Origin of the sequence: Yokenella regensburgei ATCC 49455, from assembly GCF_000735455.1 — a bacterium.
GTDB lineage: Bacteria > Pseudomonadota > Gammaproteobacteria > Enterobacterales > Enterobacteriaceae > Yokenella > Yokenella regensburgei.
In genome coordinates this window covers 66,968-91,337 of record NZ_JMPS01000032.1, presented here as the reverse complement: position 1 = coordinate 91,337, position 24,370 = coordinate 66,968, and the positions used below count along the sequence as shown (strand labels likewise).

Genomic DNA, 24,370 nt, shown 5'->3' with positions numbered 1-24,370 from the left:
AGCGGCCTTTTTTAATATTAACGTCTATCAATCGATATGGCACCAGGGCCGGTTATCGCGAGCAGAATAAACGCCCCGGCAATGCTGATGTTCTTGTAGAAATTAATCATGTTTGGTAGCACCGCATCACCGCTCATATCCCAGTAGTGGTGACCAATGATCGCGGTGCCGATGGTGTAGAATACGAAAATCACCGCCAGCGGGCGGGTAAAGAAGCCCAGGACAATAAGAATGGCTGCCGGCACTTCCATGATGATGGCGATAATCGCTGCAAGCATCGGCATCGGGGCGCCAGAGGCCGCCATGTACTGTACCGTACCGTCAAACCCGGTGAGCTTAGGGTAACCGAAAATAATAAACAGCAGCACGATGGCAATACGCGCTATCAGCAGTAACAGATGGCGTGACTGACCAAATTCGAAGTAACGAAGCGAGTTCATAGCAGGTCCATCCTGTAAACGTGTGTAATTTAAACCTAATACACATTTTCCCGCTTCGCCATGCTGTGTGAAGAGTTATCCCTCTCCCGCCAGGAGAGGGAAGGGTAAGGATGAAGCACTAAGGTGTCTGACGCAGCGTTAAGCCCACGTCGCCACCAGGGTGTACCGCCAACAGGCTCTCTTTCGAATAGCCGCTCTCGTTCATCAGGCACACGCAGGCGGCGTCGAAAATCGCCAGTACCAGCAGGATTGAGGTGGTCGCCAGCATGTCGAGCGGATCGGCCTCGCGCTGAACACCCGTTGAAATCACCAGTCTGGAAGCCTGGGCTATCGCCGATGCCGGGTTTTCCGTCACACTGATAACCGGCACATGGCGGCTTACCAGCCCCGGCAACAGTCGGGTGAGCTCGTCGGAGTTACCGCCACGCGACAGCATAATGACCAGATCGTCGGCCTGCAGAAAACCCAGATCCCCATGAGCGGCATCGGTGGCGCTGAGATAAATCGCCGGGCGCTCGACGCAGGCGAGCATATGAGCAATCTTGCGGGCGGCAATGCCAGAAGTGCCAACGCCGGTGACCACAATTTTGCCTTTACAGCCGCGCAGTTCCGCCATCAGCGATTGCCAGAGTGGCTCACTCAAATGCTGGCCAAGGCTCGCCAGCGCCTCGCTGTAGAGCTGCCATGTTCCGCTGGCCTGTTGCCATGCGCTGGTCATGCTCCCTCCTGCATTAGCTGACGGTACTTCATGTGATCCTGATACATCTCATGGAACACCTGATACTTACGGTCATAGTACTGCTTGATGCGGTTCGTCTGCGGGGTCACCGTTTTGCCAATGCGACTCATCGCCGACATGGCTTCCGGGAAGGAATCAAACACCCCGGCTGCCACCGTTCCCATCATCGCACCGCCGAGCAGCATGGCCTCGCTCTCTTCCGGCAGCAGCATGGCGCAGCCGGTGGCGTTGGCGTGCTCCTGAACGAAGATCGGATTCTTGGTCCCTCCGCCGCTCGCCATAACGGTATCGATGGCATAGCCGCTCTGATTCATGGTTTCAATAATATGGCGGGTCCCGAGGGCGATAGCCTGGATAGTTGCCAGATAGTGCAGCGCCATATCTTCCGGCGTGCGCGACAGTTTCAGGCCGGTCATGGTGCCGGTCAGGGTCGGGTTTGCACGCGGCGAACGGTTGCCGTGGAAGTAGGGCAGAATGTGAATATCGCGGGTCAGGAATGCAATATTCTCCGGTTCGCCCGCCATTTTACGCAGCAGCGCATTCAGCACCTCATAGATGGTCTGCCCCTGCGCGTTGGCCTGCGCCAGCAGCGTTTCGTAGCACGGGTGCGACTGAATAATATGGTCGATGAGCGCCCCGGTGGCGGACTGACCGCCTTCGTTCAGCCAGTAGTCTGGCAGCACGGCGGAGTAATAAGGCCCCCAGACGCCACCAATAAAGCGCGGTTCTTTGGAAATGGCCATATGCCCCGTCGAGGTGCCGCCAATCAGCGCGATACGGCGGTCGAAATCAGCCACCTCTCCCGATACGCCGCAGGCGCCCAGCGTGCCGAGCGTCCCGGCGTGGGCATCAATAATGGACACGCTGACTGCGGTGCCGGGTATCAGCCCCATTTCGCTGGCCGCACGCTGGGTCAGACCGTGACCGAGCGGCTCGCCCATGGTTTTTACATAGCGGCCAATTTTTTCTGCGTCGTGCTCGAGCAAATCTTCCAGCCCAATCTGGCGGAAGTAGCTCGCGTCCCACTTATCTTCATGGCCCATGTAGGTCCACTTACAGACGGTGGAGCACAGCGAACGTGTGTCGTCGTTGGTGGCGCGCCAGGTGAGGAAATCCGGCAGATCGAAGTAGTATCCGGCGTTGGCCCAGGTGTTCGGCATGTGCTGTTTCAGCCACAGCAGCTTCGGCGTCTGCATCTCCGGTGAAATAATGCCGCCTACGTAATCCAGCACGCGGTGGTGCAGGGCGTTGATGCGGTCGGCCTGGGCGATGGCGCGGTGATCCATCCACACAATAATGTTCTGCTCGCTGCGCCCGGATGGGCTGATGGTCAGCGGCTTGCCCTCTTTATCGAGCACTACCAGTGAACAGGTGGCGTCGAAGCCCAGGCCTTTGACCTGGATAGGGTTGATATCTGCCTGATTCACCGCGTCGCGCACGGCGTTACACACGGCCTGCCAGATGTTATCCGAGGATTGCTCAACGAAATCTGCCTGCGGACGGTAAATCTCGATGCTACGGCTCGCCTGGCCCACCATTCTGCCGTTCAGGTCAAAGACCCCTGCGCGGGCGCTTCCGGTACCTACATCCACACCAATGAAATAACTCGCCATAATTCTTCTCCTGAAATCAGGCTTTACGATTCTGTAATGCGATAAAGAGGATCAGCACAGCGCCCCACAGCGCCATGGTCAGATAGCTGCTGATCCCCAGCAAATTAAAGCCGCTTTCCAGCATTTGCAGCACAATCAAGGCCAGCACCAGACCAATCACCCGGCCAAATCCGCCGTCTGGATTGATGCCGCCCAGCACGGAGGCAAGGATGGTGACCAGCAGGTAAGATTCGCCGTAACCCGCTTTAGCAGAGTTGAATTTTGCCATCATCAGAATGGCCGCCACCCAGCCCATCAGCGCCGAAATGATATACACAGCAATCTGCACGCGGACGGTGTTGACGCCGCTGTAGCGGGTGGCCTGTTCGTTCGAGCCTACCAGATACAGGCTGCGCCCAAGTGTGGTGTGCTCCAGCAGTACCCACAACAGCACCGCGACCAGTAAGAACAGCAGTAGCGCGACGGGAATACCCAGCACCATTGCACTGCCGAAGAACTGAATAACCGCCGGGAAGCCGGAGATGACGGTGCCGTTAGAGAGCAGAATGTTAAGCCCGGAAATCAGCGTCATGGTACCGAGCGTGGCAAGAATCGGCGAGACGCCCACCCAGGCAATCAGCGCGCCGTTCAGGGTGCCGATAGCGACCGCCACCAGCAGGCCAGCGAGCAGCGCGAGGACGATAAACAGTGGGTTATCCGGCTGTATGACAATGACCGCTGCCATCGCCAGCGAACAGGCGTTGGCTCCGGCGATGATCGACAGGTTGATCCCGCCGGTCAGCATGGTCACCCCCATCCCCAGCGCCAGCATGCCCAGAATCGGCAGCTGCGAGCTGATGGACTGGAAATTGGCAACGCTGAAGAAGCGGCCACCCAGCAGCAGTGAAAAGGCGACGGCAACGACAATAATGATCACGCACTGCAGGCGGATGATGGCATCACCGGGTAATAATCTGGCGAACGTTTTCATCTCAGAGCTCCCTTGCAAGTTTGCGTTTTTCATTCCAGGCCGTGGCGCTGATGCTGACCAGGATAATGGCGCCACTGAAAACCGTGTGCCAGTAAGACGAGACGCCGAGCAGCGTCAGACCATTTTGCAGGAAGGCCAGCAGGATAACGCCAAGCAGCGTGCCGATGAGCGTACCACGCCCGCCGCTCATACTGGTTCCACCCAGCACCACCGCCGCCAGCACCGTCAGCTCATAGCCAAGCAGTGAGTTAGGGGCCACCGACTGGGTTATCTGCGCCTGTACTACAGCGGCAATCCCGGCGAGGATCCCCATATAGCCATACACACAAAAATGCAGCTTTAGCAGGTTCAGCCCTAAACGTGAGGCGGCGTCGCGGTTGCCGCCCATGGCGTAAATCTGCCGTCCGAGACGGGTGCGGTTCATCAGTACGGCAGTGAAGATAATGGTGCCCGCAAGGCACAGCAGGGGCAGCGTCAGACCGTAGTCATAACCATCCGCTGCGGTGAAGGAGAACCAGTTGATGCCGGTCATAAACCAGTCCGGGAAACCGTACAGCCAGGTGCCCTTGGTCACGTACACCAGCATGCCGTAATAGACGTTAAGCGTGGCGATAGTAATGATGATCGCCGGGACGCGCAGCCAGTACACCAGAAAACCGTTCACCAGCCCCAGCAGCAGCCCGACGCCCACGGCAATCAGCAGCGCCAGCGCAAAATTACCCCCGTGGGCAATCACCCAGGTTGCCATTACGTACTGGGCGATAGCGGTCATTGCCGGGAAGGAGATATCGATTCCACCTGAAATCAGCACCACAAACAGCCCACAGGCGAGAATGCCAAGAATGGCATAGCTGGTGGCAACATCCGTCAGGTTACCGAGTGATAAAAACTCGTCGGTGCCCGCACTCAGGCCCACGGCAAGCGCAACCACCAGCAGGCCGAGCCAGAATTCGTGATGCCCCAAAAGGCGTGAAAAACGTGCGTTATTCATTGACCACCTCAGCAATATCCTCTTCACGGCAGCGATGAGGATTAAATTCCGCCACCAGCTCACCACGGCGCATGACCAGCACGCGGTGGCTGTTGTAATAGGCCTCCGGGATCTCATCGCAAATCATCAGCACCGCCATACCCTGTTCGGCAAGGCTGCGGGCAATCTGATAGATCCCCTCTTTGTTGGCGATATCGACGCCAACGGTAGGGGAGTCGAGGATCAGGATCTGCGGTTTTGTGGCAACCCATTTGGCGATAGCAATACGCTGGGCGTTACCGCCGGAAAGTGTTTTTACCGGTAACTGTGGGTCGGAGACTTTAATATTCAGCTCGCGAATCAAATCAGCGACAAGAGTCTGCGCTTTCTGGTGATCGAGCAGGCCGCTGCGGGTATGGAGCTTGTCGAACACCGTCACGATGGTGTTGTCGTAGATAGACTGCTCCATGATAAGGCCCTGGGTCAGCCGGTCTTCCGAGACGTAGCCAATGCCGTGTTTGATAGCATCGTGGTTATTGCGAAGCGTCACCGGCAGGCCGTCGATACGCATCTCTCCGCTTTCCGGGTGGGTCATACCAAACAGGCTCAGGCACAGCTCGGTGCGTCCGGCACCCAGCAGGCCAACGATGGAAACAATCTCACCGCGTCTCAGCTGAAGATTGATATTACGGTATTTACCTTTCCGGCTAAGACCGCGCAGCTCCAGCAATGGCTGCTGATCAACCAGCGGTTTTTCCGGCAGCGGGCTGTAGTGGAAGCGCTGTCCGGTCATCAGGAAAGCCAGTTCGTGGCTGTCGAGATCCTGAGCCGGCCAGGTGCCAACCAGTTTTCCGTCGCGCATTACGCTAATGCGGTCTGCGACTTCCATCACCTCATCCAGACGATGGCTGACAAACACCACGCAAATACCGGCGGCTTTAAGTTCGTTGACCACCCGCAGCAGGCCGTTTACCTCCTGGCGGGTGAGGGAAGCGGTGGGTTCATCCATTATGACCAGACGCGCGTCGGCGGCAATCGCCCGACAAATCGCGACCAGTTGGCGGTCGGCAATCGACAGTTTTTCTACTTTTTTATCTGGATCGATGTTCACGCCAATGCGTTGCATCGCCGCCAGTGCCTGTTTTTTCATGGCACCAGGGCGTACCCAGATATCACCGCCCGGCAGATACCGGTTCACGGCGATGTTTTCCGCGACGCTAAAATTGGGGAACAGCGAGAGATCCTGATAGATAACCTGAATACCGTAATGGGCGGACAGCGACGGTGTCAGGTGGTGAAACAGTTTACCGTCAAGCTGGATCTGCGCCCCTTTCTCCGGATGATACACTCCGGAAATAACTTTAATGATCGTACTCTTACCGCAGCCGTTCTGCCCTGCCAGACAGTGAACTTCACCTTTTTTCAGCGTCAGGCTGACGTTATCCAGCGCCAGCACGCCCGGGAATTGCTTGCTGATATTCTCAAGAGTGATAAATGCGGTGGTGTCTGTCATGGACAATACCCCTGCAAGCGCCCCGAGGGGGCGCTAATGTGAGTCCTGATAGTGATTGCCGGCCGGACGGCCGGCGTTGTGGTTCCCTGGTGTGGGCAGTAAGCCTCAGAAACCGAGTGATTGTGCGTTATCTTTGGTGACTTCGAGGATCTTGTTAAAGCGGATCACTTTCTTCTCCATGTCGACGTCGGCTTTCCCTAAACCTTCGATACTCAGATCCTTAGTGACGGGTTTACCCTGCAGCAGCTGGTCTGCCACGGTAACCAGCGCGAAACCTGCATCTTTTGGATCCCACAGCAGTGCTTTCTTGATGTCGCCACGAACGAGGTAAGGCGCCGCCTGTCCAGGCATGGCAATGCCGACAACCGCGACCTTATCCTTCGCCCGTTTCTTCTGTACGGCCTGACCGGCACCGATAGGGCCGAGCGAACCGAAGCCGATGATGCCTTTCATCTGCGGATAGGTCTTCATCAGATCAAGCGTGGTGGAGTAGGACTTATCAATGCTCTCCGCCACCGGCAGACGTGAAGTCACTTCAAACATCTCCGGATACTTCTCTTTCTGGTACTTAATTGCAGAATCGGCCCACGCGTTGTGCAGCGGCACGGTTAACGACCCAACGTAAATGGCGTAACCCCCTTTGCCCCCCATGTCTTTCGCCAGCTCATCGACGTTAGCCTGCGCGTATTTCTCGCTGTCGATGGTCTCGATATCCCACTGACCAATCTGCTGGTCCGGAGATTCGTGAGTCAGCACGACAATGCCTTTATCGCGGGCTTTTTTCAGCACCGGCTCAAGCACTTTGGCATCGTTCGGCACCACGATAATGGCGTTAACGTTCTTGGCGATAAGGTCTTCAATAACCTTGACCTGCTGCGCCGGGTCAGGCGTCGAAGGACCTGTCTGATAAGCGTTAACATCGAGCTTTTTCGCTGCTTCGTTAACACCTGTTTCCATACGGTTAAACCACGGAATACCGGTGACTTTCGCCACCACCGCGATTTCATATTTTTCCGCCGCAAAGGATGGACCGGACAACATGCAAGCAGAAACCAGAGTGGCACTGAGTAATGCGAGTTTGAATTTCATAGTTGTACCTTTTGGGGAGACAGAGGCATGTCACGGACGCGAGGTTATCAACGAAGGGAAGTGGAAATGAATCCTGATTTTCAGGAATGTGATGCATGCCCAAAGTTGTGATCTTATGGGAAATATATGGTTAAATATTGGTTAAATTTGGCGATAATCTTATTCTTATCATGGGTACTAATGTTGCATTAAACGGTTATTTAAACATTTAATTAACAATTTGTTATCAAATTTAGCTTAGGTCGCAGTCATGAACTGCCGTCTGACGGCAGTTCATGAGATAAAATGTTTCTAATTTGTGAACTGAATCGAGACAAGGGAAGTGTCAGTATTACGCCTCATCATTAAGTTGTGACTCGACGTACAGATAGCCGATACCCAGGATCTGCTGCGCACGGCTCAGTTTGCCAAAGCTGATGCGCGTGGCTTTGCTGCCAGGACTGTCATCCCGATCGAAGGGATTAAAGCCGATTTGCCGGATGATGGTGTGGAGCCACTCCTCACCAAACGAACAGCTGCGGCCATACAACCAGATCTGGTTAATATTCAGAATATTAAGGAAGTTATACAGGCTGAGCCCGACAGCATTGGCGGCATTCTCTACCCATGCCTGAATCCGCACGTCGCCGCCGCGCCAGGCTTCAAGCAGCGCGCTGGTGGTCAGCGCATCCGGGTTGAGAGCCGGGTTGGGCTGCGTTTTCAGCCATACGCGCGCCTGCTTTTTCAACGCACTAAGCGAGGCGACCGTCTCCAGACAACCGTAGCGGCCGCAGTCGCAGGCGCTGCCGTCCGGGTCGACGATGGTGTGGCCAATCTGGCCGCTGCCATAGAGGCTCCCGCGCCACACCTGGTCGTGAATGACGAACGATGAACCAATCCCGTAATCGACGTTGATAACGCAAAAATCCCGCAGCCCGGCCGGGTTTTGCCACTTCTCCGCCAGCGCCAGCATCACGCAGTCGTTGTCCAGACGAACCTGAACGCCGAGGCGCTCCTCCAGCAGATACTTCATTTCCACCGGTGTTTTCCAGCGCCCCTGCGGCATGGTTTGCGAAACGCCGGTGACCGGATCCACCTGGCCATGAACCCCAAGCGCGAGGTTGATGCGCTGCTCCGGATAGCGCTGGCGGTAGTGACGCCAGTGCTGGGCGATGTTGTCCAGAAGCTCCCGCGGCGACTCGGCATTAAACGACTGACGGCCCGGCTCTCCTACCGGCAGCAGGCGCGCATCGGCGAGCTGGCTCTCAATGCTGGTGGGCGTAATGTTCATACACAGGGTCCACGGACCGGTGAGTGGGATCTGGAAGCTGCCGCTGTTGAGGCCACGGGCGCTGAGATTTTCCGTCGAGTGGCTGATGCGCCCCTCATCCATCAGCTCCTGCAGAATGTTGCTCACCGCCGGAATAGACAGCCCGGTAAGCTGCGCCAGCTGTGACTTGCTGAGCTGTTTTTCCCGCCACAGGTGGGTCAGGAAAATCGCTTTGTTTACCTGCCGTACACGGGCGTTATTTAAACCAGGTCGCAACATACACTTAACTCCCTTAACTGTAATGCGTGAGCATCGCCTGTTTCCTGCGCAATGTTGCCCACTACACTCGCCGTATCAATTCATTTCACTTTACTTTATTTAGTGGAGAGCAGCATGTACGGTTCAGTAAAAGTGTGGCAGGAGACGCTTTCACTCCCCACGTGGACAACCGGGGCGGAAGACACCAACCCGATGTTTCTGGAAAAACGCGTTTATCAGGGTTCTTCCGGCGCGGTCTATCCCTACGGCGTTATCGATACGCTGACCGGCCAGCGCGAAATGCGCGAATACCGGGCCGTGTGGATGGAGAACGATTTTATTCGCGTCATGCTGTTACCAGAGCTTGGCGGACGCATTCATCGCGCCTTCGATAAGGTGCAGCAGCGCGATTTTGTCTATTACAACGAAGTTGTGAAACCGGCACTGGTCGGTTTGCTGGGGCCATGGATCTCCGGCGGTATCGAATTCAACTGGCCACAGCACCATCGACCGACCACCTTTATGCCGGTCGATTTCACTATCCAAAGCCGTGAAGGCGGCGCGCAGACGGTGTGGATGGGCGAGGCCGAACCGATGCGCGGCCTGCAGGTAATGACCGGCTTCACGCTCTACCCGGATAAAGCGCTGATTGAAATCACCGGCAAAGTGTTCAACGGCAACGCCACGCCGCGCCACTTCCTGTGGTGGGCGAACCCGGCGGTGAAAGGGGGCGACGACCATCAGAGCGTGTTCCCACCGGACGTTACCGCGGTCTTTGACCACGGCAAGCGCGACGTCTCGGCGTTTCCGATTGCGACCGGCACCTACTACAAGGTGGACTACTCGGCCGGGGTGGATATCTCCCGCTACAAAAACGTCCCTGTACCGACTTCCTACATGGCGGAGAAATCCGACTACGACTTCGTGGGTGCTTATCACCACGGCGAACGCGGCGGTCTGCTGCACGTCGCCGATCACCACATCTCTCCGGGTAAAAAGCAGTGGTCATGGGGCTACGGCGACTTCGGTCAGGCGTGGGATCGTAATCTGACCGATGAGAACGGCCCGTACATTGAGCTCATGACCGGCGTTTTCACCGATAATCAGCCTGATTTCACCTGGCTTGCCCCGTATGAAGAGAAAGTCTTTGTGCAGAACTTCCTGCCGTACAGCGAACTGGGCACGTTGCAGAACGCCAGTACCACTCTGGCAATCAAACTTGAGCGTGAGGGGGGACAGCTCCGTCTCGGGGTTTATGCCATTGCGCCGCTGAATGACGTTGTGGTCGAACTCAGCGCCGATGATTCACCGCTGTGGGAAACGGCGCTGTCGCTTAAGCCGGGTGAAAGCTGGCAGGAAACCCTCGATGACCGCTGGCCGCAGCGGCTGACGCTCAGCGTTCGCGCGGCAAACGGCGACACGCTGCTTGACTATCAGGAACATATCGCAGAAGAAACACCGCTGCCGGATCCCGCCAGCGCCCCGGCGATGCCCGAAAACATCAGTAACCTTGATGAGCTCTATTTCATTGGTCAGCATCTGGAGCAATACAACCACGCCAGCCGCTTTGCCGCAGATTACTATCGTCGAGCGCTGGAGCTGGACCCGCAGGATTATCGCAATAACGTGGCGCTCGGCACCCTGGCGCTGAACAGCGCCGACTGGCTGCTGGCGGAACAATGCGCACGAGCAGCGCTGGCGCGGGCGCATCGTCTGAATAAAAACCCACGCGATGGCGAGGCCAGTATGCTGCTGGCGGCGGCGCTGGAGCGCCAGGGTGACGATGCGACGGCTCGTGAACATTATTTCAAAGCCAGCTGGAGCGGGAACTGCCGCGATGCGGCCTGGTGGTCGCTGGCGCGTCTTGCAGCGAAGACGAACCACTGGGAGGAGGCGCTGGTGCATGTTGAGCAGAGCCTGCAGTTTAACGGCAGCAACACGCTGGCGATGGGGCTGAAGGCGCTGGCTCTGGCGCAGCAGCAGAGCAAGGACGCTGCGCTTACGTATATCGCCGGTGCGCTTGAGCAATATCCTCTGAACTACACGCTCTATTATGCCCGCTGGGCCATCAGCGGTGAAGCATCGGCGCTTGCGGCGCTGCGTAACGTTACCGGGCAGCGCGGGGCTAACGCCTGTCTGCTGGCGGGCTGGCTGAGCTCTCTTGGTCAGTATGCTGCCGCTCGCGAAATGCTTGCCGCGCTCGAAAGCCCGGAGACGCTGCCGCTTCTCTGGCAGGCGTCGCTGACGGACGAAGTCAGCGTGCGTCAGCAGCTCATCGCTGAAGCGGAAGTCCGCCACGGCAGCCGGGTGCGTTTCCCGAACTCACTTGATGAAGTACAGATGCTGCAGGCGCTGGACGATGCACCTTTCGCCCGCTATCTGCTCGGCTGTTTCTGGTACAGCAAACGACGCTATGACGCTGCGGTGACCTGCTGGCGGGCAACGCTTGAGCAGCGTCCGGACTTCGCACCTGCTCATCGTCTGCTCGGCATTTATGCCTGGAACAAAAATCAGGATGCTCGTCAGGCGCAGGCGGCGATGCAGCGCGCGGTAGAACTTGAGCCGGATAACGCCCGCTTCTTGTTTGAACTCGATTTCCTTAACAAACAGCTCGGTGAGCCGAAGGAAACTCGCCTGGCTCGTCTGGAAAGTAAGCAGTCGGTGGCGCTCAAGCGCGACGATCTGACCGCCGAACTGCTGAGCCTGTGGAACGGCAGCGGCAACTATGCGGCGGCGGCACAGGTGTTGCAGGCGCGCGAGTTCCACCCCTGGGAAGGGGGCGAGGGGAAGGTGACGGGCCAGTATCTGCTGAACCAGCAGCACCGGGCGCTGGAAGCGATAGCGGTCGGGGAGTGGGGCACCGCGCAGTCGCTGCTGACCGCGGCGCTGCGTTACCCGCATAACCTGGGCGAAGGGCGTTTGCCGGGGCAAACCGACAACGATATCTGGTATCTGCTCGGCTATTGCGCTCTGCAGGCCGGAGAACAGGAGCTTGCGCAGCATCACTTCCGTCAGGCGTCCCTGGGTGACGGAAGCCTCGACGCCGGTCGCTATTACAACGACCAGCCGGCGGATTATCTCTTCTGGCAGGGGATGGCGCTGCGGGCATTGGGCCACCATGCGCAGTCCGAACGTCTGTTCCGTGGCTTTGGTGAATGGGTGAGCGCGCATCAGGATGCCATTCCGGATGCTGACTTCTTCGCGGTCTCTCTGCCGGATCTGGTGGTGCTGGATACGCCGCCTTCTCATCGCCACCGTCAGCACTGCCTGTTTATCGAGGCGCTTGGCTACCTTGGCGAAGGAAATATCACCGCCTGCGAGGACGTCATGACGCGCCTGTTGGCGATTAACCCGGCTCATGACAAAGTGCATTTGCTTCGCCATGCGCTGATCTGCGGAATTTTCGCATAACTCATCACGTGGGCGAGGCCGGTTCTCGCCCACCACCCTCTGTTACCTGCGTTTCCCTATAAAATAAGAGGAACATCTATGAACAATGCGCAGACACAACTCAATATGGGCTACGTCTGGACGATTTGTCTGGTCGCCGCCTGCGGTGGATTACTGTTTGGTTACGACTGGGTCGTGATTGGTGGGGCAAAACCGTTTTATGAAGCCTGGTTCTCGATTACCGACCCGGCGCAGTCAGGTTGGGCGATGAGCTCGGCGCTGGCCGGATGCGTGTTCGGCGCGCTGATTTCCGGCTGGTGCGCCGATAAACTGGGACGTCGCCTGCCGCTTATTTTCTCGGCAATTTTATTCAGCGCCTCGGCGCTTGGCACCGCCCTTGCCAGCAATTTCGACATGTTCATTATCTACCGCATCGTCGGCGGCGTTGGGATCGGTCTTGCCTCAGCCCTCAGCCCGTTGTACATCGCAGAAGTCAGCCCGGCGGAAAAGCGCGGACGTTTTGTCGCCGTTAACCAGTTGACCATCGTGATTGGTGTACTGGCGGCGCAGCTGGTGAATCTGATGATTGCCGATCCGGTGCCGGGTGGCGCAACTCAGCAGATGCTGGTGGAAACCTGGAACGGCCAGGTAGGCTGGCGCTGGATGTTCGGTGCCGAGCTGGTTCCGGCGCTGGCATTCCTGGTGCTGATGTTTTTTGTGCCGGAATCACCGCGCTGGCTGATGAAGGCCGGGAAACCAGAACGAGCCAGAGCTATGCTGGAGCGTATTGGTTCAAAAGCCTATGCCGCGCAGACGTTGCAGGAGATAGGACAGACGCTGCAGCAGGATAATCACAAGGTTGCGTATTCCACGCTGTTGCAGCCGCAGATTAAGCCGATTGTTATCATCGGTATGGTGCTGGCGGTGTTCCAGCAGTGGTGCGGGATCAACGTTATTTTCAACTATGCGCAGGAGATTTTCGCCTCTGCCGGGTTTGACATTAACGGCACGCTTAAGTCGATTGTGGCAACCGGGATCATCAATCTGGTCTTCACCATTGCCGCGCTGCCGCTGGTGGATAAGATCGGCCGCCGCAAGCTGATGCTGCTGGGCGCGTCTGGCCTTACCCTCATTTATGTGCTGATAGCGGGTGCGTATGCGATGGGCGTGATGGGCTGGCCGGTGCTGGTTCTGGTACTGGCGGCGATTGCCATTTACGCCCTGACGCTGGCGCCGGTAACCTGGGTGCTGCTGTCAGAGATTTTCCCGACCCGCGTGCGGGGTCTGGCGATGTCGCTCGGTACGCTGGCGCTGTGGGTGGCCTGTTTCCTGCTGACATACAGCTTCCCGCTGCTGAACGCGAGTCTTGGGGCGGCCGGGAGCTTCCTGCTGTACGGCGTTATCTGCGCGATGGGTTATCTGTACATCCTGCGTCATGTTCCTGAGACCAAAGGCGTCACCCTCGAGGCGCTGGAAGCCCGCCTGGCCAGGCTGCATCAGAAACCCACCTCTGGCGTGAACCGGGAATCACTGCGCTGATGAGCGAGATTATTACACTAGAAAACGCGCATCTGCAGATGCGCGTTGATCCGCAGGGGGGCAGGGTACTGAGCCTGTTCTCCCGTACCTTCCAGCGTCCGGTATTGTACGAGGCCGCCGAGCCGGGTGCGCTGTTCCCCATGCTGCCGTTGGCAAACCGGGTGGCCGAGAACCGTTTCTGGCTACAGGGGCGGGAAGTCATTTTGCCGCAAAACCCGGCTGACGCACAGTTTTTCCTGCATGGTGATGGCTGGTTAAAGCGTTGGCAGGTGGTGGCCCAGAGCGCCGGTGGCTGTGAGCTGCAGCTTGAAAGCCAGCACGACTGTGGCTTTGATTATCAGGCCAGGCTTCGCTACACGCTGACTGAAAACGCCTTGCAGGCCGAACTGCACCTCACTCACCGGGGTGAACGCCCGATGCTCTATGGGTTAGGTTTTCATCCGTGGTTTCCGTTTTCATCGGGCACCCGGGCGCAGTTCAGCGCCAGCGGTTACTGGCCGGAAGGGGAGGATCATCTTCCTCGCGAATGGCAGCCGATACTGCCGCCTGCGGCCGATTTCAGCCAGCCACAGGCGGGATGTGATGAATGGCTTAACGTCTGTTATTCCGGCTGGAACGGACAGGCTCGCCTGCTGGATGATGTGATGTGTATCACGCTTCTCGCGCAAACTCCGTGGCTGATGCTGTTCAGAATGTCGGGTCAACCCTTCCTGTGCCTCGAGCCGCAGAGCCACCCGGTTAACGCCCACCGTCAGCCGGGTCAGCCGGGTTTGTTGATGCTGCAAAAGGGCGAGTCGGCCCGCTTTGCGATGACGATAATGGCTACTTCAGCAGCATAATCGTGTTAATCCAGTGTTAATCAGCATCTTGCGCCCGCCAGTGTTTATCGCCAGACTATCGCCACCATCTGGGAGGGAATCATGGTCTTGCACTCCACGCGCTGGCTGGCGCTTAGTTACTTCACCTACTTTTTTTGCTATGGCGTTTTTCTACCGTTCTGGAGCGTCTGGCTTGCCGGAACTGGTTTGACCCCGGAGACTATCGGCGTGCTGCTTGGTGCCGGACTGGTCGCCCGTTTTCTGGGAAGCCTGCTGATTGCCCCTCGGGTCAGCTCCCCTTCACGTCTGATTACCGCCCTGCGGGTTCTTGCTCTGTTGACGCTGCTGTTTGCCCTCGCTTTCTGGGCGGGAACCCAGGTCGCGTGGCTGATGGTGGTGATGGTCGGTTTCAACCTCTTCTTCTCACCGCTGGTACCACTCACCGATGCGCTGGCAAATACCTGGCAAAAGCAAATCACCATGGACTATGGCCGGGTACGGCTATGGGGATCCGTCGCCTTCGTGATTGGTTCAGCGCTGACCGGAAAACTGGTGAGCATGTTCGATTACCGGGCGATTCTGGCGCTGCTCAGCATTGGTCTGGTATCGATGCTGCTCGGCATGCTGCTGCGTCCGTCGGTGGCGCCGCAGGGTGAAAGTCATCATCACGAAGAGGGGGCCGGCCCCGACTGGCGGTTGCTGATAACCCAGAATGGGCGTTTCCTCGCTTGTGTATGTTTACTGCAGGGCGCACACGCGGCCTACTATGGCTTCAGCGCGATTTACTGGCAGGAGGCGGGCTACTCGGCCTCGGCGGTGGGTTATTTGTGGTCGCTGGGCGTGGTGGCGGAAGTGGTTATCTTCGCGCTTAGCAAGAAAGTGTTCCGTCGCTTCAGCGCCAGCGACCTGCTGCTGCTCTCCGCCGTTTGCGGCATTGTGCGCTGGGGACTCATGGGCTGGACCACCGAACTGCCGTGGCTGATTGTGGTGCAAATCCTCCACTGCGGTACTTTCACCGTCTGCCATCTGGCGGCGATGCGCTACATATCGGCGCGCCAGAGCCGGGAAGTCATTCGCCTGCAGGCGGTGTACTCCGCGGTGGCGATGGGGGGGAGTATTGCCGTGATGACGGTTTTCGCCGGGTTCCTCTACCAGCATTTACATCAGGGCGTGTTCCTGGTGATGGCGCTGGTGGCCGTTCCGGCACTGTTTGTCCGCCCGAAAGTGGCGGCAGTCTAGTCATCCCGATGCTATGCATGGCTCTTATCCGTGCATAGCATCCTCTGCGCTAATCATTTTCCATCGTTTGTGAAAAATCATTTGATTGAAAGTTCCAGTAATTTCCCACGGTTTACTTTGACAACGCCTTCCTCTTTTAAAACGCAAATAGCCTTATGAATTGAACTACGGGAGATATGGCTTCGACGCAGAATGAACGAGTAAATTGATGTCTGGGTCCTCGACTCAGTGCTCATTTCCCAAATATATTTCAAGTGCTGAACAACGATACTATATACATCTTTTTGTTCGATCATGTTGGATCGGCGATACCATTGGTATATTGAATGAGTCAGCAAATCAAAGGCATAGCCCCATAGATCTTTTTCATTAAATATAGCATTGGTGTCATGTATTGATAAACTCCACATTTCGCAATCCGTATCGCATCTGAAATAGTGAGTTTTTTCTTTCATCTTCATCTGCAGCAATCCAAGAATTGCTGGGCCAGTGACTGTGTTGGTTAAGACGTCATCAGACTTTCTGTAAACATTGACACTTCCCTGAATCAGGTAAAATATCTGCTGATGGCTCTCAACATCAAAACGCTGTCTTTTCTTTCGGTAAATCAGACATGATGACCCACAATCCTTAATTGCCTCGCCAATAATAGTTATGGCTTCATTTTTCTCGGGCATAATACAATCCTTATTTCCTTACGCTTCCACAACTTGCGTAATTACTCTGTCAAAATAGGTGCCCACCAACAATCATTGGTATGAAGGAACTATGTGCCGTAGTTCATCCTGGCAAACACGCTATCAGGGGGTTATGAGGAAGGAGTCCCTTCCTTGTAAAGTTGTAAATTTAATATGTGTTTCATGGGGTATATTAGAAGATGTGTATATAGTGTGTGCTTTACTACGCTGGGGAAGTCTAACCATTTTTTTTGGTTATTCCAGATATAATTATGTTCAAAATAACACAATAAATGACTATTCAAGAATAACGTTCTTTGCATGTTTGAATTGGTTCTTTTTTTAATTAATAAATAAAGTCTCAGTAACTGATTGTTTTTTAAAGTGGCAGTATGTTTGCAAATAATCATTGTGTTGGGTTATGAAAGTAATGTAATTAAGAAGGATAGCCAGGTTGGTAAGTGAAATTATCAACTGCTTTTAAGGTGTAAGGTGAGAATAATTCTTAGTCAATAACACTAAGAGATTAGACCTCCGTCCATTCATTGTGAGTGGGTAAGACTATCTCTGATTAGTGACTACATCATCCGTATGACGAAAGCTCATATTTCATTAAAAATATATGTATTTTTAGATAGTGATTAACATGTTTATTTTTAGTCAATGGTCGTAATGGTGGGATGAAACCTCATTTTTAGCAGAACGATTTGTTTTATTTTATACAATTGAGGAATTGATGTGACTCTGACAAGTATAGTGGAACAAGATAAGCTATTACCTGAATCAATTTTGTGACTCAGTGCAAAGTAATGCACAGAAATAAGCGAAGTTGTAATGATTTAAATGTTTACATTAACTTGTCGGTAGGTTGTCTCAAAAATATGAAATATACGGTGGAAAAATTAATCCCGGAATCCATGATCCGTAACCGCGTCATCGAACTGGGTCGTCAGATTGAAAAGGATTATAGCGGCGAGGACAACAATTTAGTGGTTTTGGGATTGTTGCGGGGCTCATTCATCTTTATGGCAGATCTTTCTCGCCAAATTGGCGTAGGGCACAGCATCGATTTCTTGACGGTTTCGAGTTATGGGGATGGTATGTCTTCCTCGCATAAAATCGACATTATCAGAGATTTAAGTGAAGAGATTCAGAATAAACACGTACTCATCGTAGAAGATATTATAGACACGGGGATCACCCTGAGTCAGGTCTGCGACTACTTGATGCAAAAAAGACCAAGGTCGTTAGAAATTTGTGCGTTGTTTAATAAACCATCACGGCGAGTAATCAATGTTGAGGTGAAATACATTGGCTTGAGTATTCCAGATGAATTTATCGTGGGATATGGCCTGGATTATGCCCAAAAACACCGACATTTACCGTATGTTGGTAAGGTGATAATGGCAGAGTGAGTATCAATTCAAAGAAGGTTGTAATGAAGGGAAGTACTAAAACGATGAAGGACATCGCTATTGAGGCCTGTGTCTCCGTGGCGACTGTGTCGCGTGCCTTAAATCACCCTGAAAAAGTTGCAGTAAAGACGCTGCAGAGAATTGAAAAAGCAATAACCGTTATTGGGTACACAACCCATAAAGTTAAAAGGATTATAAATCCGGAACAGCCTAAAATAATACTGGTTGTTATTGGAAGTCTCTCTTTACATTTAATCAAAGAAACCATTGATGGAATAGAGATAAACGCCGCGCAACATGGTTTTAAAGTGCTAATCAATAATGTGGGGCAACCACAATGTTCGGTAGAAGATATCGTTAACTTAACTCGAGCCACACAGGTGGATGGTCTGTTGCTCTTAGGTCTTACTACTCCTTGCAAAATTGATGAAGTAGATGAGTTGAAGCTTATCCCTATGGTCATGGCAAATGAGTTTTCACTAAGTTGTCGTGTTCCATCACTTCATGTTGATAGCCTTGCGGTTGCTTTTGAAGTTGTGGAGTATTTCTTTCACCTGGGGCATACGCAGATTGCCTGTATCTTAGGTGAGGATCAGGGGCAAACGACGCGTAATTTGTTGCATGGTTACACACGCGCACTACAACGCTATCAGCTCGAATGCGATCATCGCTTTGTCATTAATAGTGACCTCACCTATGAGGCAGGGAAAAATGCTTTCTCTGCGTTGATGGGCTTACCCGAACGGCCGACGGCGATTTTTTGCCAGAGCGATACGGCGGCGCTGGGTGTTGTTCGTGAGGCGAAAAAAATGGGGATATCCGTTCCAACAGATATCTCCGTTATTGGCTTCGGCAATACGGCCCTGGCGAAGTTCAGCTCCCCTGCGTTAAGTACCGTAAATTTACCCAACACGCTGATTGGCCAAACGATGGTGCAACTGCTGGTAAATAAAATAGAAGGGGATCCTGGCTCGGCCTATTCAAAGATTTTTGCGCATGAAGTCATTATGAGAGAGAGCACAGCACCTCTTGCGGAAATGAAGAGGGTTGAGACGGTGGAGCCTGAGTTCAGGGCTGCAACCGTTTAGGACTCCAGCATCTTACAGATATGCTGCTGCTGATGCTCACTCAGGGGTTCACCTGCGTGGATGAGCGGTGGTGAAAACAGCGGCAGAGCGATGGCATAAGGGGTGACGATAAGCGCTATGCCTTTTGCCACACCTTGTTTCTGGAAGCTTTCTGCTGACTGATATTTGATGTTGAGCGGCAGCAGGGTTAATTCGCGCAGTTGCTGCTCAATTTCGCTCTCCAGCTGCGGGTTGTCTCCCGTCAGCAGTACCACCTGTTTTTCCTGCAAATCACGTTCCTGCATCAGCCCGGCGCCGAAAATTATCGCTACCAGCGCCGACTCCTCCGGCGGAAAACGAATGCCGAAATCCGCTTCGAAATCCTGTAACGCAAGTGACGTGGTGCGCATCAGCCGTGGGTAGAGGTGCAGAATTTCATCCGGCAGGCTGTTATCAATGCCGATGTTGAACATGCAGCGATTCAGCGCCTGCGAAAGATGGATGTAAAGCTGGTCACGCAGGCTTTGCTCATCGCTGAAGCGACGACCTGCCAGCAGTTGAAAGCGAGCAATCAGGCGGAAGATTGCCTGCTGCAGACGTCTGTCGTGTTGGTGCCCGTCGTGTACCGGGTCCGGTGTGCGTAGCATCATAAACAACAGCGCCAGGAAGTAGTGCTCATTATGGTGCGGTGGCTGAGCGATACGTCGCCGCCAGTGACGCAGAATTTCTGCTGCCATCTGATACTCACCGCGCGCCTGAGTCCACAGCTGCTGGGCAATACTAAAGTCGGGCGTCTGGCCCTGGTGGTGCTGCAGTAGACAATACGGTAAATAGAGGCGCAGAAACTGCACGTCACGACACTCAAACTGGCGCTGCAAACCCCGCGCGCAGCGGTTAATCAGCGCATGAAGATTGGTATCATCATACAGCGTACGGGCGATCCCCTGCTGTTTAAGCATTGTTTTGAGCGTCGGGGTAAACTGGTGGCTTATAAATGCCGGGCAAAGGCGCTGCGCGCGACGCAGCCAGTGCAGCAGGCACAGGCGCTGGTCGAGAGGCGTACCTTCAATCCGGTAGCCGCCGTCAGCGGTTGTTGTGATGGCGAGGTGATGGTAGCGGCGAAGCTCTTCGCCAGTATCGGCAATATCCTCCAGAGTGACCTCATCATCAGCCTGATTAATCTGATTGATGGATCCCCGGCTGAGTGCATTGCCTGACAGCAACAGCATCAACAGCATCTGGCAGCGGCGCTGCGGACTGGAAAGCACAGATGGCGTTTCAATCATATTCATCATCTGTATGGTTCCAGTTAGGGGTTTTTGATAAGAATAGTGAAAGGATCGAATAGCGAAAGCGCACCCGCCGGTGTTTGCGCAAGGATTGCTGGCGTAGTTCACAGAATTTTTCACGTGAGGAAGACATGAACAGAGTGAAACAATGCGTCGTTAGCGCATTTTTCATGGTTTTATCATTACCGGCCCTGGCGCACCCGCACAGTTTTATTGATATCCAGACCGGAGTGGTGGTGAAAAACGGCCAGTTTACCGGCTTATCCATGCGCTGGAAGATGGATGAAATCACCTCGGCGGATCTCCTCTATGATGCGGGGAATGCCAAACCGGGGGATGAAGTCTGGAAAAAGCTCGCGGCAGAGGTGATGGCGAATGTGCTGGGGCAGCACTACTTCACTGAAGTCTGGCACAACGGAAAGAAGGTGAAGTTCGAGAACCGGCCCGACGGCTATGGGCTTGCCCGGGAAGGGCATCAGGCGGTGCTGACCTTTACGCTGCCGCTGGCAGAGCCGCAACCGCTGGCGGGGCAAACCTATACTTTTTCAACCTATGATCCCACTTACTACGTTGATATGACGTGGAAGAACGACCACGATATTAGTTTGCCAGCGGCGCAACAAAACGCTTGCCGGGTGACGCTCACCACGCCGGAGCCTAACGAGAAAATGACCACCTATGCCTTGTCCCTGGATAAAGCCGACGCTCCGCCGGAAGATATGGAACTGGGTCAGTACTTTGCACAAAAGGTAACGCTTAAATGTCAGTAATCTCTGCAGGCTCTGGGCGGACAAAACGCTGGTGGCACCTCTGACCGTTGGCGCTTGGGCTGGTGCTGATGATGGCGGCAGGTATCGTGCTGTGGCAGATGTGGCCGCAGGTGATGATGAAAAGCATTGTCTGGCAGCGTGAGCTAAATCTGAAAATGAGCGGGCTTCTGAAAGCGGTGGCGGATAACCCCCATAAGGCGGGCTGGTCGTTACTCATTTTCAGTTTTATCTATGGCGTACTGCATGCGCTCGGGCCGGGGCATGGGAAAATTGTTATCACCACCTGGCTTGCGACCCATCCCTCGAAGCTGAAATCAAGCATTGGGCTGACGCTCGCGGCTTCACTGCTGCAGGGGTTGGTGGCGGTAGCGCTGGTTGTTGTGGTGCTGACGCTGCTGCAGCTGCCAGCACGGCAGCTGCACCTCAGCAGCTTCTGGCTTGAGCGCGGTAGCTATGCCCTGGTGGGTGTTCTGGGGCTGATGCTCTGCTGGCGGGCAGTGAAAAAACTGCGTGCGCTGTTGCGTAAGCCGGTATTTAAAGCTTTTACGATCCAGCATGTGCACCATGAACACTGCGGCTGTGGGCATCAACATCTTCCTTCGCCGGAGCAGTCGGCCCAGGGCAACGACTGGCGCGCCAGGCTGATGATTGTGTTATCGATGGGGATGCGGCCCTGCTCGGGCGCAATTATGGTGCTGCTCTTCAGTAAAGTGATTGGCGTGTTTAGCTGGGGGGTGGCCTCGGCGCTGGCAATGGCGGCCGGAACCTCAATCACCATTTCATCCCTGGCATTGCTGGTACACAGTTTTCGCCAACTGGCTGTCAGGCTAAGCGGCAGCAGTGCACCGGTATTGTGGCGGCAGGTGGGGTTAGCAACGCTGGCATTAGCCGGAGGCGCGATCTTACTGGCGGCAGCGGTCGTGATGTGGATGAGTGTGGTGCCGGTGGGAAGGGGATTAAGACCGTTTTAAAAGCGCCGGATAAGACGCGTCAGCGTCGCATCCGGCACCACAACAGATTAACGCTTGAGGGCTTCGCTCAGCTCATCACGCATGTTAGCCAGCATGGCTTTCACGATGCGCGGGTTACCAGCCACCACGTTGCCGGTCGTCATGTAGTTGTGACCACCGGTGAAATCGCACACCAGCGCGCCAGCTTCACGAGCAATCAGTTCACCTGCAGCGAAATCCCACGGCTTCAGGCCAATCTCGAAGTAACCATCAACGCGGCCGGCGGCAACGTAGGCCAGATCCAGAGCTGCAGAACCGGTGCGGCGGAAGTCAGCGCATTCGGTGTACAGTTTGCCGAGGATATTCATATACGCGGTAGCGTGCTGTTTGGCTTTGAACGGGAAACCGGTCGCCAGAATGGTGCCGTCCAGATCGCGAGCGGTGCTGTTACGCAGACGGTAGCCGTTCAGCTGAGCGCCCTGACCGCGGGTTGCGGTGAACAGTTCGTTACGCATCGGATCGTAAACAACCGCGACTTCAGTACGGCCTTTTATGCGTACAGCGATAGATACGGCGAAATGAGGCAGGTGTTTTACGAAGTTGGTGGTGCCATCCAGTGGATCGATAACCCATTGAACATCCTGATCTTCGCCTTCATGCTCACCGCTTTCTTCGGTGATGATGGTGTGCTGCGGGTAAGATTTGCGAATAGTTTCGATAATAATCGCTTCTGCGGCTTTATCGACGTTGGTCACAAAATCATTGCTGCCTTTCTGGCTGGTTTCTACGCTGTCCGGCATTTCGTAGTGTTTGGCAATTACATTACCCGCCTTGCGCGCTGCGCGCACGGCGATGGTCAACATTGGATGTTGCATCGGTCACTCTCACTGGATGTTAAAGAACGGGGAAACTAAAACGGCGCAGAGTATAGCAGCGAGTTCGGAATATGTCTCACACTTATGGTAATATCGGCGAATAATCTTCAGACGCTGAAAAACTATGCTGCAAAATATTCGAATCGTGCTGGTGGAAACCTCTCACACCGGCAACATGGGCTCTGTCGCCCGCGCTATGAAAACCATGGGTTTAACGAATCTGTGGCTGGTGAATCCGCTGGTGAAACCAGATTCTCAGGCTATCGCCCTGGCCGCCGGAGCCAGCGATGTGATTGGTAACGCACAAATCGTCGATACACTTGACGAAGCGCTGGCAGGCTGTAGCCTGGTGGTCGGTACCAGTGCGCGTTCCCGCACGCTGCCGTGGCCGATGCTGGATCCGCGTGAATGCGGGCTGAAAAGTGTCGCGGAAGGCGCACATGCGCCGGTGGCGCTGGTGTTCGGTCGTGAACGCGTGGGCTTAACCAACGATGAGCTGCAGAAGTGCCACTATCATGTGGCGATTGCCGCGAACCCGGAGTACAGCTCGCTGAACCTGGCGATGGCGGTGCAGGTGATCTCCTATGAAGTGCGTATGGCCTGGCTGGCGACGCAGGAGAAAGGTGAAAGCGCTGAGCATGAAGAGACGCCGTATCCGTTGGTTGACGATCTCGAACGTTTCTACGGACACCTTGAGAAAACCCTGCTGACGACCGGCTTTATTCGCGAAAGTCACCCGGGGCAGGTGATGAACAAACTGCGCCGTCTGTTCACCCGCGCGCGTCCGGAAAGCCAGGAATTGAACATCCTGCGCGGGATGCTGGCATCGATTGAACAGATGAATAAAGAGCGCACGGATCGCTAAATACCTGACTAATTTAGTCAAGTAAATAGTTGACCAATTTAGTCAGGAATGTCAGACTTGGCCCTGCTATGCAATACCCCCATTTTACTATAAAAAACCCCGGGCAGGGGCGAGTTTGAGGTTAAGTAAGACATGAGACTGACATCTAAAGGGCGTTATGCCGTGACCGCGATGCTGGACGTTGCGCTCAACTCCGAATCGGGCCCGGTTCCGTTGGCAGATATTTCAGAACGTCAGGGAATTTCGCTTTCCTACCTGGAGCAGCTGTTCTCCCGTTTGCGTAAAAATGGCCTGGTTTCCAGCGTACGTGGTCCAGGCGGCGGTTATCTGTTAGGTAAAGATGCGGGCAGCATTGCTGTTGGCGAAGTGATTAGCGCTGTTGACGAATCCGTTGATGCTACCCGTTGTCAGGGTAAAGGCGGCTGTCAGGGCGGCGATAAGTGCCTGACGCACGCGCTGTGGCGCGATCTGAGCGATCGCCTGACCAGCTTCCTGAACAACATCACGTTGGGTGAACTGGTCAATAACCAGGAAATCCTTGATGTTTCCGGTCGTCAGCATAGCCACGAATCCCATCGCAGCAACCGCACCCAGGACGCGATCAACGTCAAACTGCGTGCGTAATGACCTTCGGG

Annotated in this window: 21 protein-coding genes; 10 read left to right on the top strand and 11 right to left on the bottom strand. The window is 54.8% G+C overall.

Annotation, left to right across the window (positions count from 1 at the left end):
- Positions 1-17 precede the first annotated feature (17 nt).
- The 8 genes from GYRE_RS09925 to GYRE_RS09890 all read right to left on the bottom strand — a co-directional run bounded on the left by GYRE_RS09925 (position 18) and on the right by GYRE_RS09890 (position 8,862).
- Positions 18-440, bottom strand: coding sequence for a DoxX family protein (locus tag GYRE_RS09925; RefSeq protein WP_006821198.1), 423 nt, complete (start codon positions 438-440; stop codon positions 18-20).
- 118 nt (positions 441-558) lie between these two features.
- Entirely contained in the window at positions 559-1,158 is a 600-nt protein-coding gene (locus GYRE_RS09920; protein ID WP_006821197.1) for a KpsF/GutQ family sugar-phosphate isomerase, read from the bottom strand.
- The gene (locus tag GYRE_RS09915) at positions 1,155-2,792 is read right to left on the bottom strand and encodes an FGGY-family carbohydrate kinase (protein WP_038254968.1); all 1,638 of its coding nucleotides are present in this window, start codon (positions 2,790-2,792) and stop codon (positions 1,155-1,157) included. The genes GYRE_RS09920 and GYRE_RS09915 overlap by 4 nt, the downstream gene beginning before the upstream one ends.
- A 16-nt stretch (positions 2,793-2,808) precedes the next feature.
- Positions 2,809-3,762 carry an ABC transporter permease gene (locus GYRE_RS09910; protein WP_038254965.1) on the bottom strand — a complete coding sequence of 318 codons (954 nt, stop codon included), beginning with the start codon at positions 3,760-3,762 and terminating at the stop codon, positions 2,809-2,811.
- A gap of 1 nt (position 3,763) precedes the next feature.
- The gene (locus tag GYRE_RS09905) at positions 3,764-4,753 is read right to left on the bottom strand and encodes an ABC transporter permease (protein WP_038254962.1); all 990 of its coding nucleotides are present in this window, start codon (positions 4,751-4,753) and stop codon (positions 3,764-3,766) included.
- Positions 4,746-6,245, bottom strand: a complete 1,500-nt coding sequence (locus GYRE_RS09900; protein WP_006821193.1) for a sugar ABC transporter ATP-binding protein — start codon at positions 6,243-6,245, stop codon at positions 4,746-4,748. The genes GYRE_RS09905 and GYRE_RS09900 overlap by 8 nt, the downstream gene beginning before the upstream one ends.
- A 105-nt stretch (positions 6,246-6,350) precedes the next feature.
- A complete protein-coding gene (locus GYRE_RS09895) occupies positions 6,351-7,334 on the bottom strand; it encodes an autoinducer 2 ABC transporter substrate-binding protein (protein WP_006821192.1) in 984 nt (327 codons plus the stop codon).
- Between the two features lie 331 nt (positions 7,335-7,665).
- Complete coding sequence (locus GYRE_RS09890) at positions 7,666-8,862, bottom strand: ROK family transcriptional regulator (protein WP_038254961.1); 1,197 nt, start codon at positions 8,860-8,862, stop codon at positions 7,666-7,668.
- Positions 8,863-8,976: 114 nt separating this feature from the next.
- Here GYRE_RS09890 and GYRE_RS09885 point away from each other — a divergent pair, with 114 nt between their 5' ends.
- The 4 genes from GYRE_RS09885 (at position 8,977) to GYRE_RS09870 (ending at position 15,827) form a co-directional block, all read left to right on the top strand.
- Positions 8,977-12,252, top strand: a complete 3,276-nt coding sequence (locus GYRE_RS09885) for a DUF5107 domain-containing protein (RefSeq protein ID WP_038254959.1) — start codon at positions 8,977-8,979, stop codon at positions 12,250-12,252.
- Between the two features lie 78 nt (positions 12,253-12,330).
- Entirely contained in the window at positions 12,331-13,770 is a 1,440-nt protein-coding gene (locus tag GYRE_RS09880) for a sugar porter family MFS transporter (protein ID WP_006821189.1), read from the top strand.
- The gene (locus tag GYRE_RS09875) at positions 13,770-14,609 is read left to right on the top strand and encodes an aldose 1-epimerase (RefSeq protein WP_038254958.1); all 840 of its coding nucleotides are present in this window, start codon (positions 13,770-13,772) and stop codon (positions 14,607-14,609) included. Before GYRE_RS09880 ends, GYRE_RS09875 begins: the two co-directional genes overlap by 1 nt.
- Before the next feature lie 81 nt (positions 14,610-14,690).
- Positions 14,691-15,827, top strand: coding sequence for a 3-phenylpropionate MFS transporter (locus tag GYRE_RS09870; protein WP_006821187.1), 1,137 nt, complete (start codon positions 14,691-14,693; stop codon positions 15,825-15,827).
- 77 nt (positions 15,828-15,904) lie between these two features.
- On the opposite strand, the gene GYRE_RS09865 is transcribed toward GYRE_RS09870, so the two are convergent.
- Positions 15,905-16,504 (bottom strand): helix-turn-helix domain-containing protein, encoded by a 600-nt coding sequence (locus GYRE_RS09865; protein WP_038254956.1) that lies wholly within the window; start codon positions 16,502-16,504, stop codon positions 15,905-15,907.
- A gap of 881 nt (positions 16,505-17,385) precedes the next feature.
- On the opposite strand from GYRE_RS09865, the gene hpt reads away from it, so the two are divergent.
- Positions 17,386-17,919: a hypoxanthine phosphoribosyltransferase gene (gene hpt, locus GYRE_RS09860; RefSeq protein WP_006821185.1), complete on the top strand. Its 534-nt coding sequence runs from the start codon at positions 17,386-17,388 to the stop codon at positions 17,917-17,919.
- Between the two features lie 23 nt (positions 17,920-17,942).
- Positions 17,943-19,007, top strand: coding sequence for a LacI family DNA-binding transcriptional regulator (locus tag GYRE_RS09855; RefSeq protein WP_051860943.1), 1,065 nt, complete (start codon positions 17,943-17,945; stop codon positions 19,005-19,007).
- Here GYRE_RS09855 and csiE read toward each other — a convergent pair.
- Complete coding sequence (gene csiE, locus GYRE_RS09850; RefSeq protein WP_038254955.1) at positions 19,004-20,281, bottom strand: stationary phase inducible protein CsiE; 1,278 nt, start codon at positions 20,279-20,281, stop codon at positions 19,004-19,006. The two genes, GYRE_RS09855 and csiE, sit on opposite strands and share 4 nt — an antisense overlap.
- A gap of 125 nt (positions 20,282-20,406) precedes the next feature.
- Here csiE and GYRE_RS09845 point away from each other — a divergent pair, with 125 nt between their 5' ends.
- Both GYRE_RS09845 and GYRE_RS09840 read left to right on the top strand, forming a co-directional pair.
- The gene (locus tag GYRE_RS09845) at positions 20,407-21,045 is read left to right on the top strand and encodes a DUF1007 family protein (RefSeq protein WP_038254953.1); all 639 of its coding nucleotides are present in this window, start codon (positions 20,407-20,409) and stop codon (positions 21,043-21,045) included.
- A 47-nt stretch (positions 21,046-21,092) separates the two neighbouring features.
- On the top strand, positions 21,093-22,016 hold the full coding sequence (locus GYRE_RS09840; protein WP_245939513.1) for a nickel/cobalt transporter: 924 nt from the start codon (positions 21,093-21,095) through the stop codon (positions 22,014-22,016).
- A gap of 47 nt (positions 22,017-22,063) precedes the next feature.
- Here GYRE_RS09840 and suhB read toward each other — a convergent pair whose 3' ends face one another.
- A complete protein-coding gene (gene suhB / locus GYRE_RS09835; RefSeq protein ID WP_087943292.1) occupies positions 22,064-22,870 on the bottom strand; it encodes an inositol-1-monophosphatase in 807 nt (268 codons plus the stop codon).
- 124 nt (positions 22,871-22,994) lie between these two features.
- Between suhB and trmJ the strand changes: the two genes are divergently transcribed.
- Complete coding sequence (trmJ, locus tag GYRE_RS09830; RefSeq protein WP_006821178.1) at positions 22,995-23,735, top strand: tRNA (cytosine(32)/uridine(32)-2'-O)-methyltransferase TrmJ; 741 nt, start codon at positions 22,995-22,997, stop codon at positions 23,733-23,735.
- Positions 23,736-23,867: 132 nt separating this feature from the next.
- Positions 23,868-24,359, top strand: a complete 492-nt coding sequence (gene iscR / locus GYRE_RS09825) for a Fe-S cluster assembly transcriptional regulator IscR (RefSeq protein WP_006821177.1) — start codon at positions 23,868-23,870, stop codon at positions 24,357-24,359.
- Positions 24,360-24,370 lie beyond the last annotated feature (11 nt).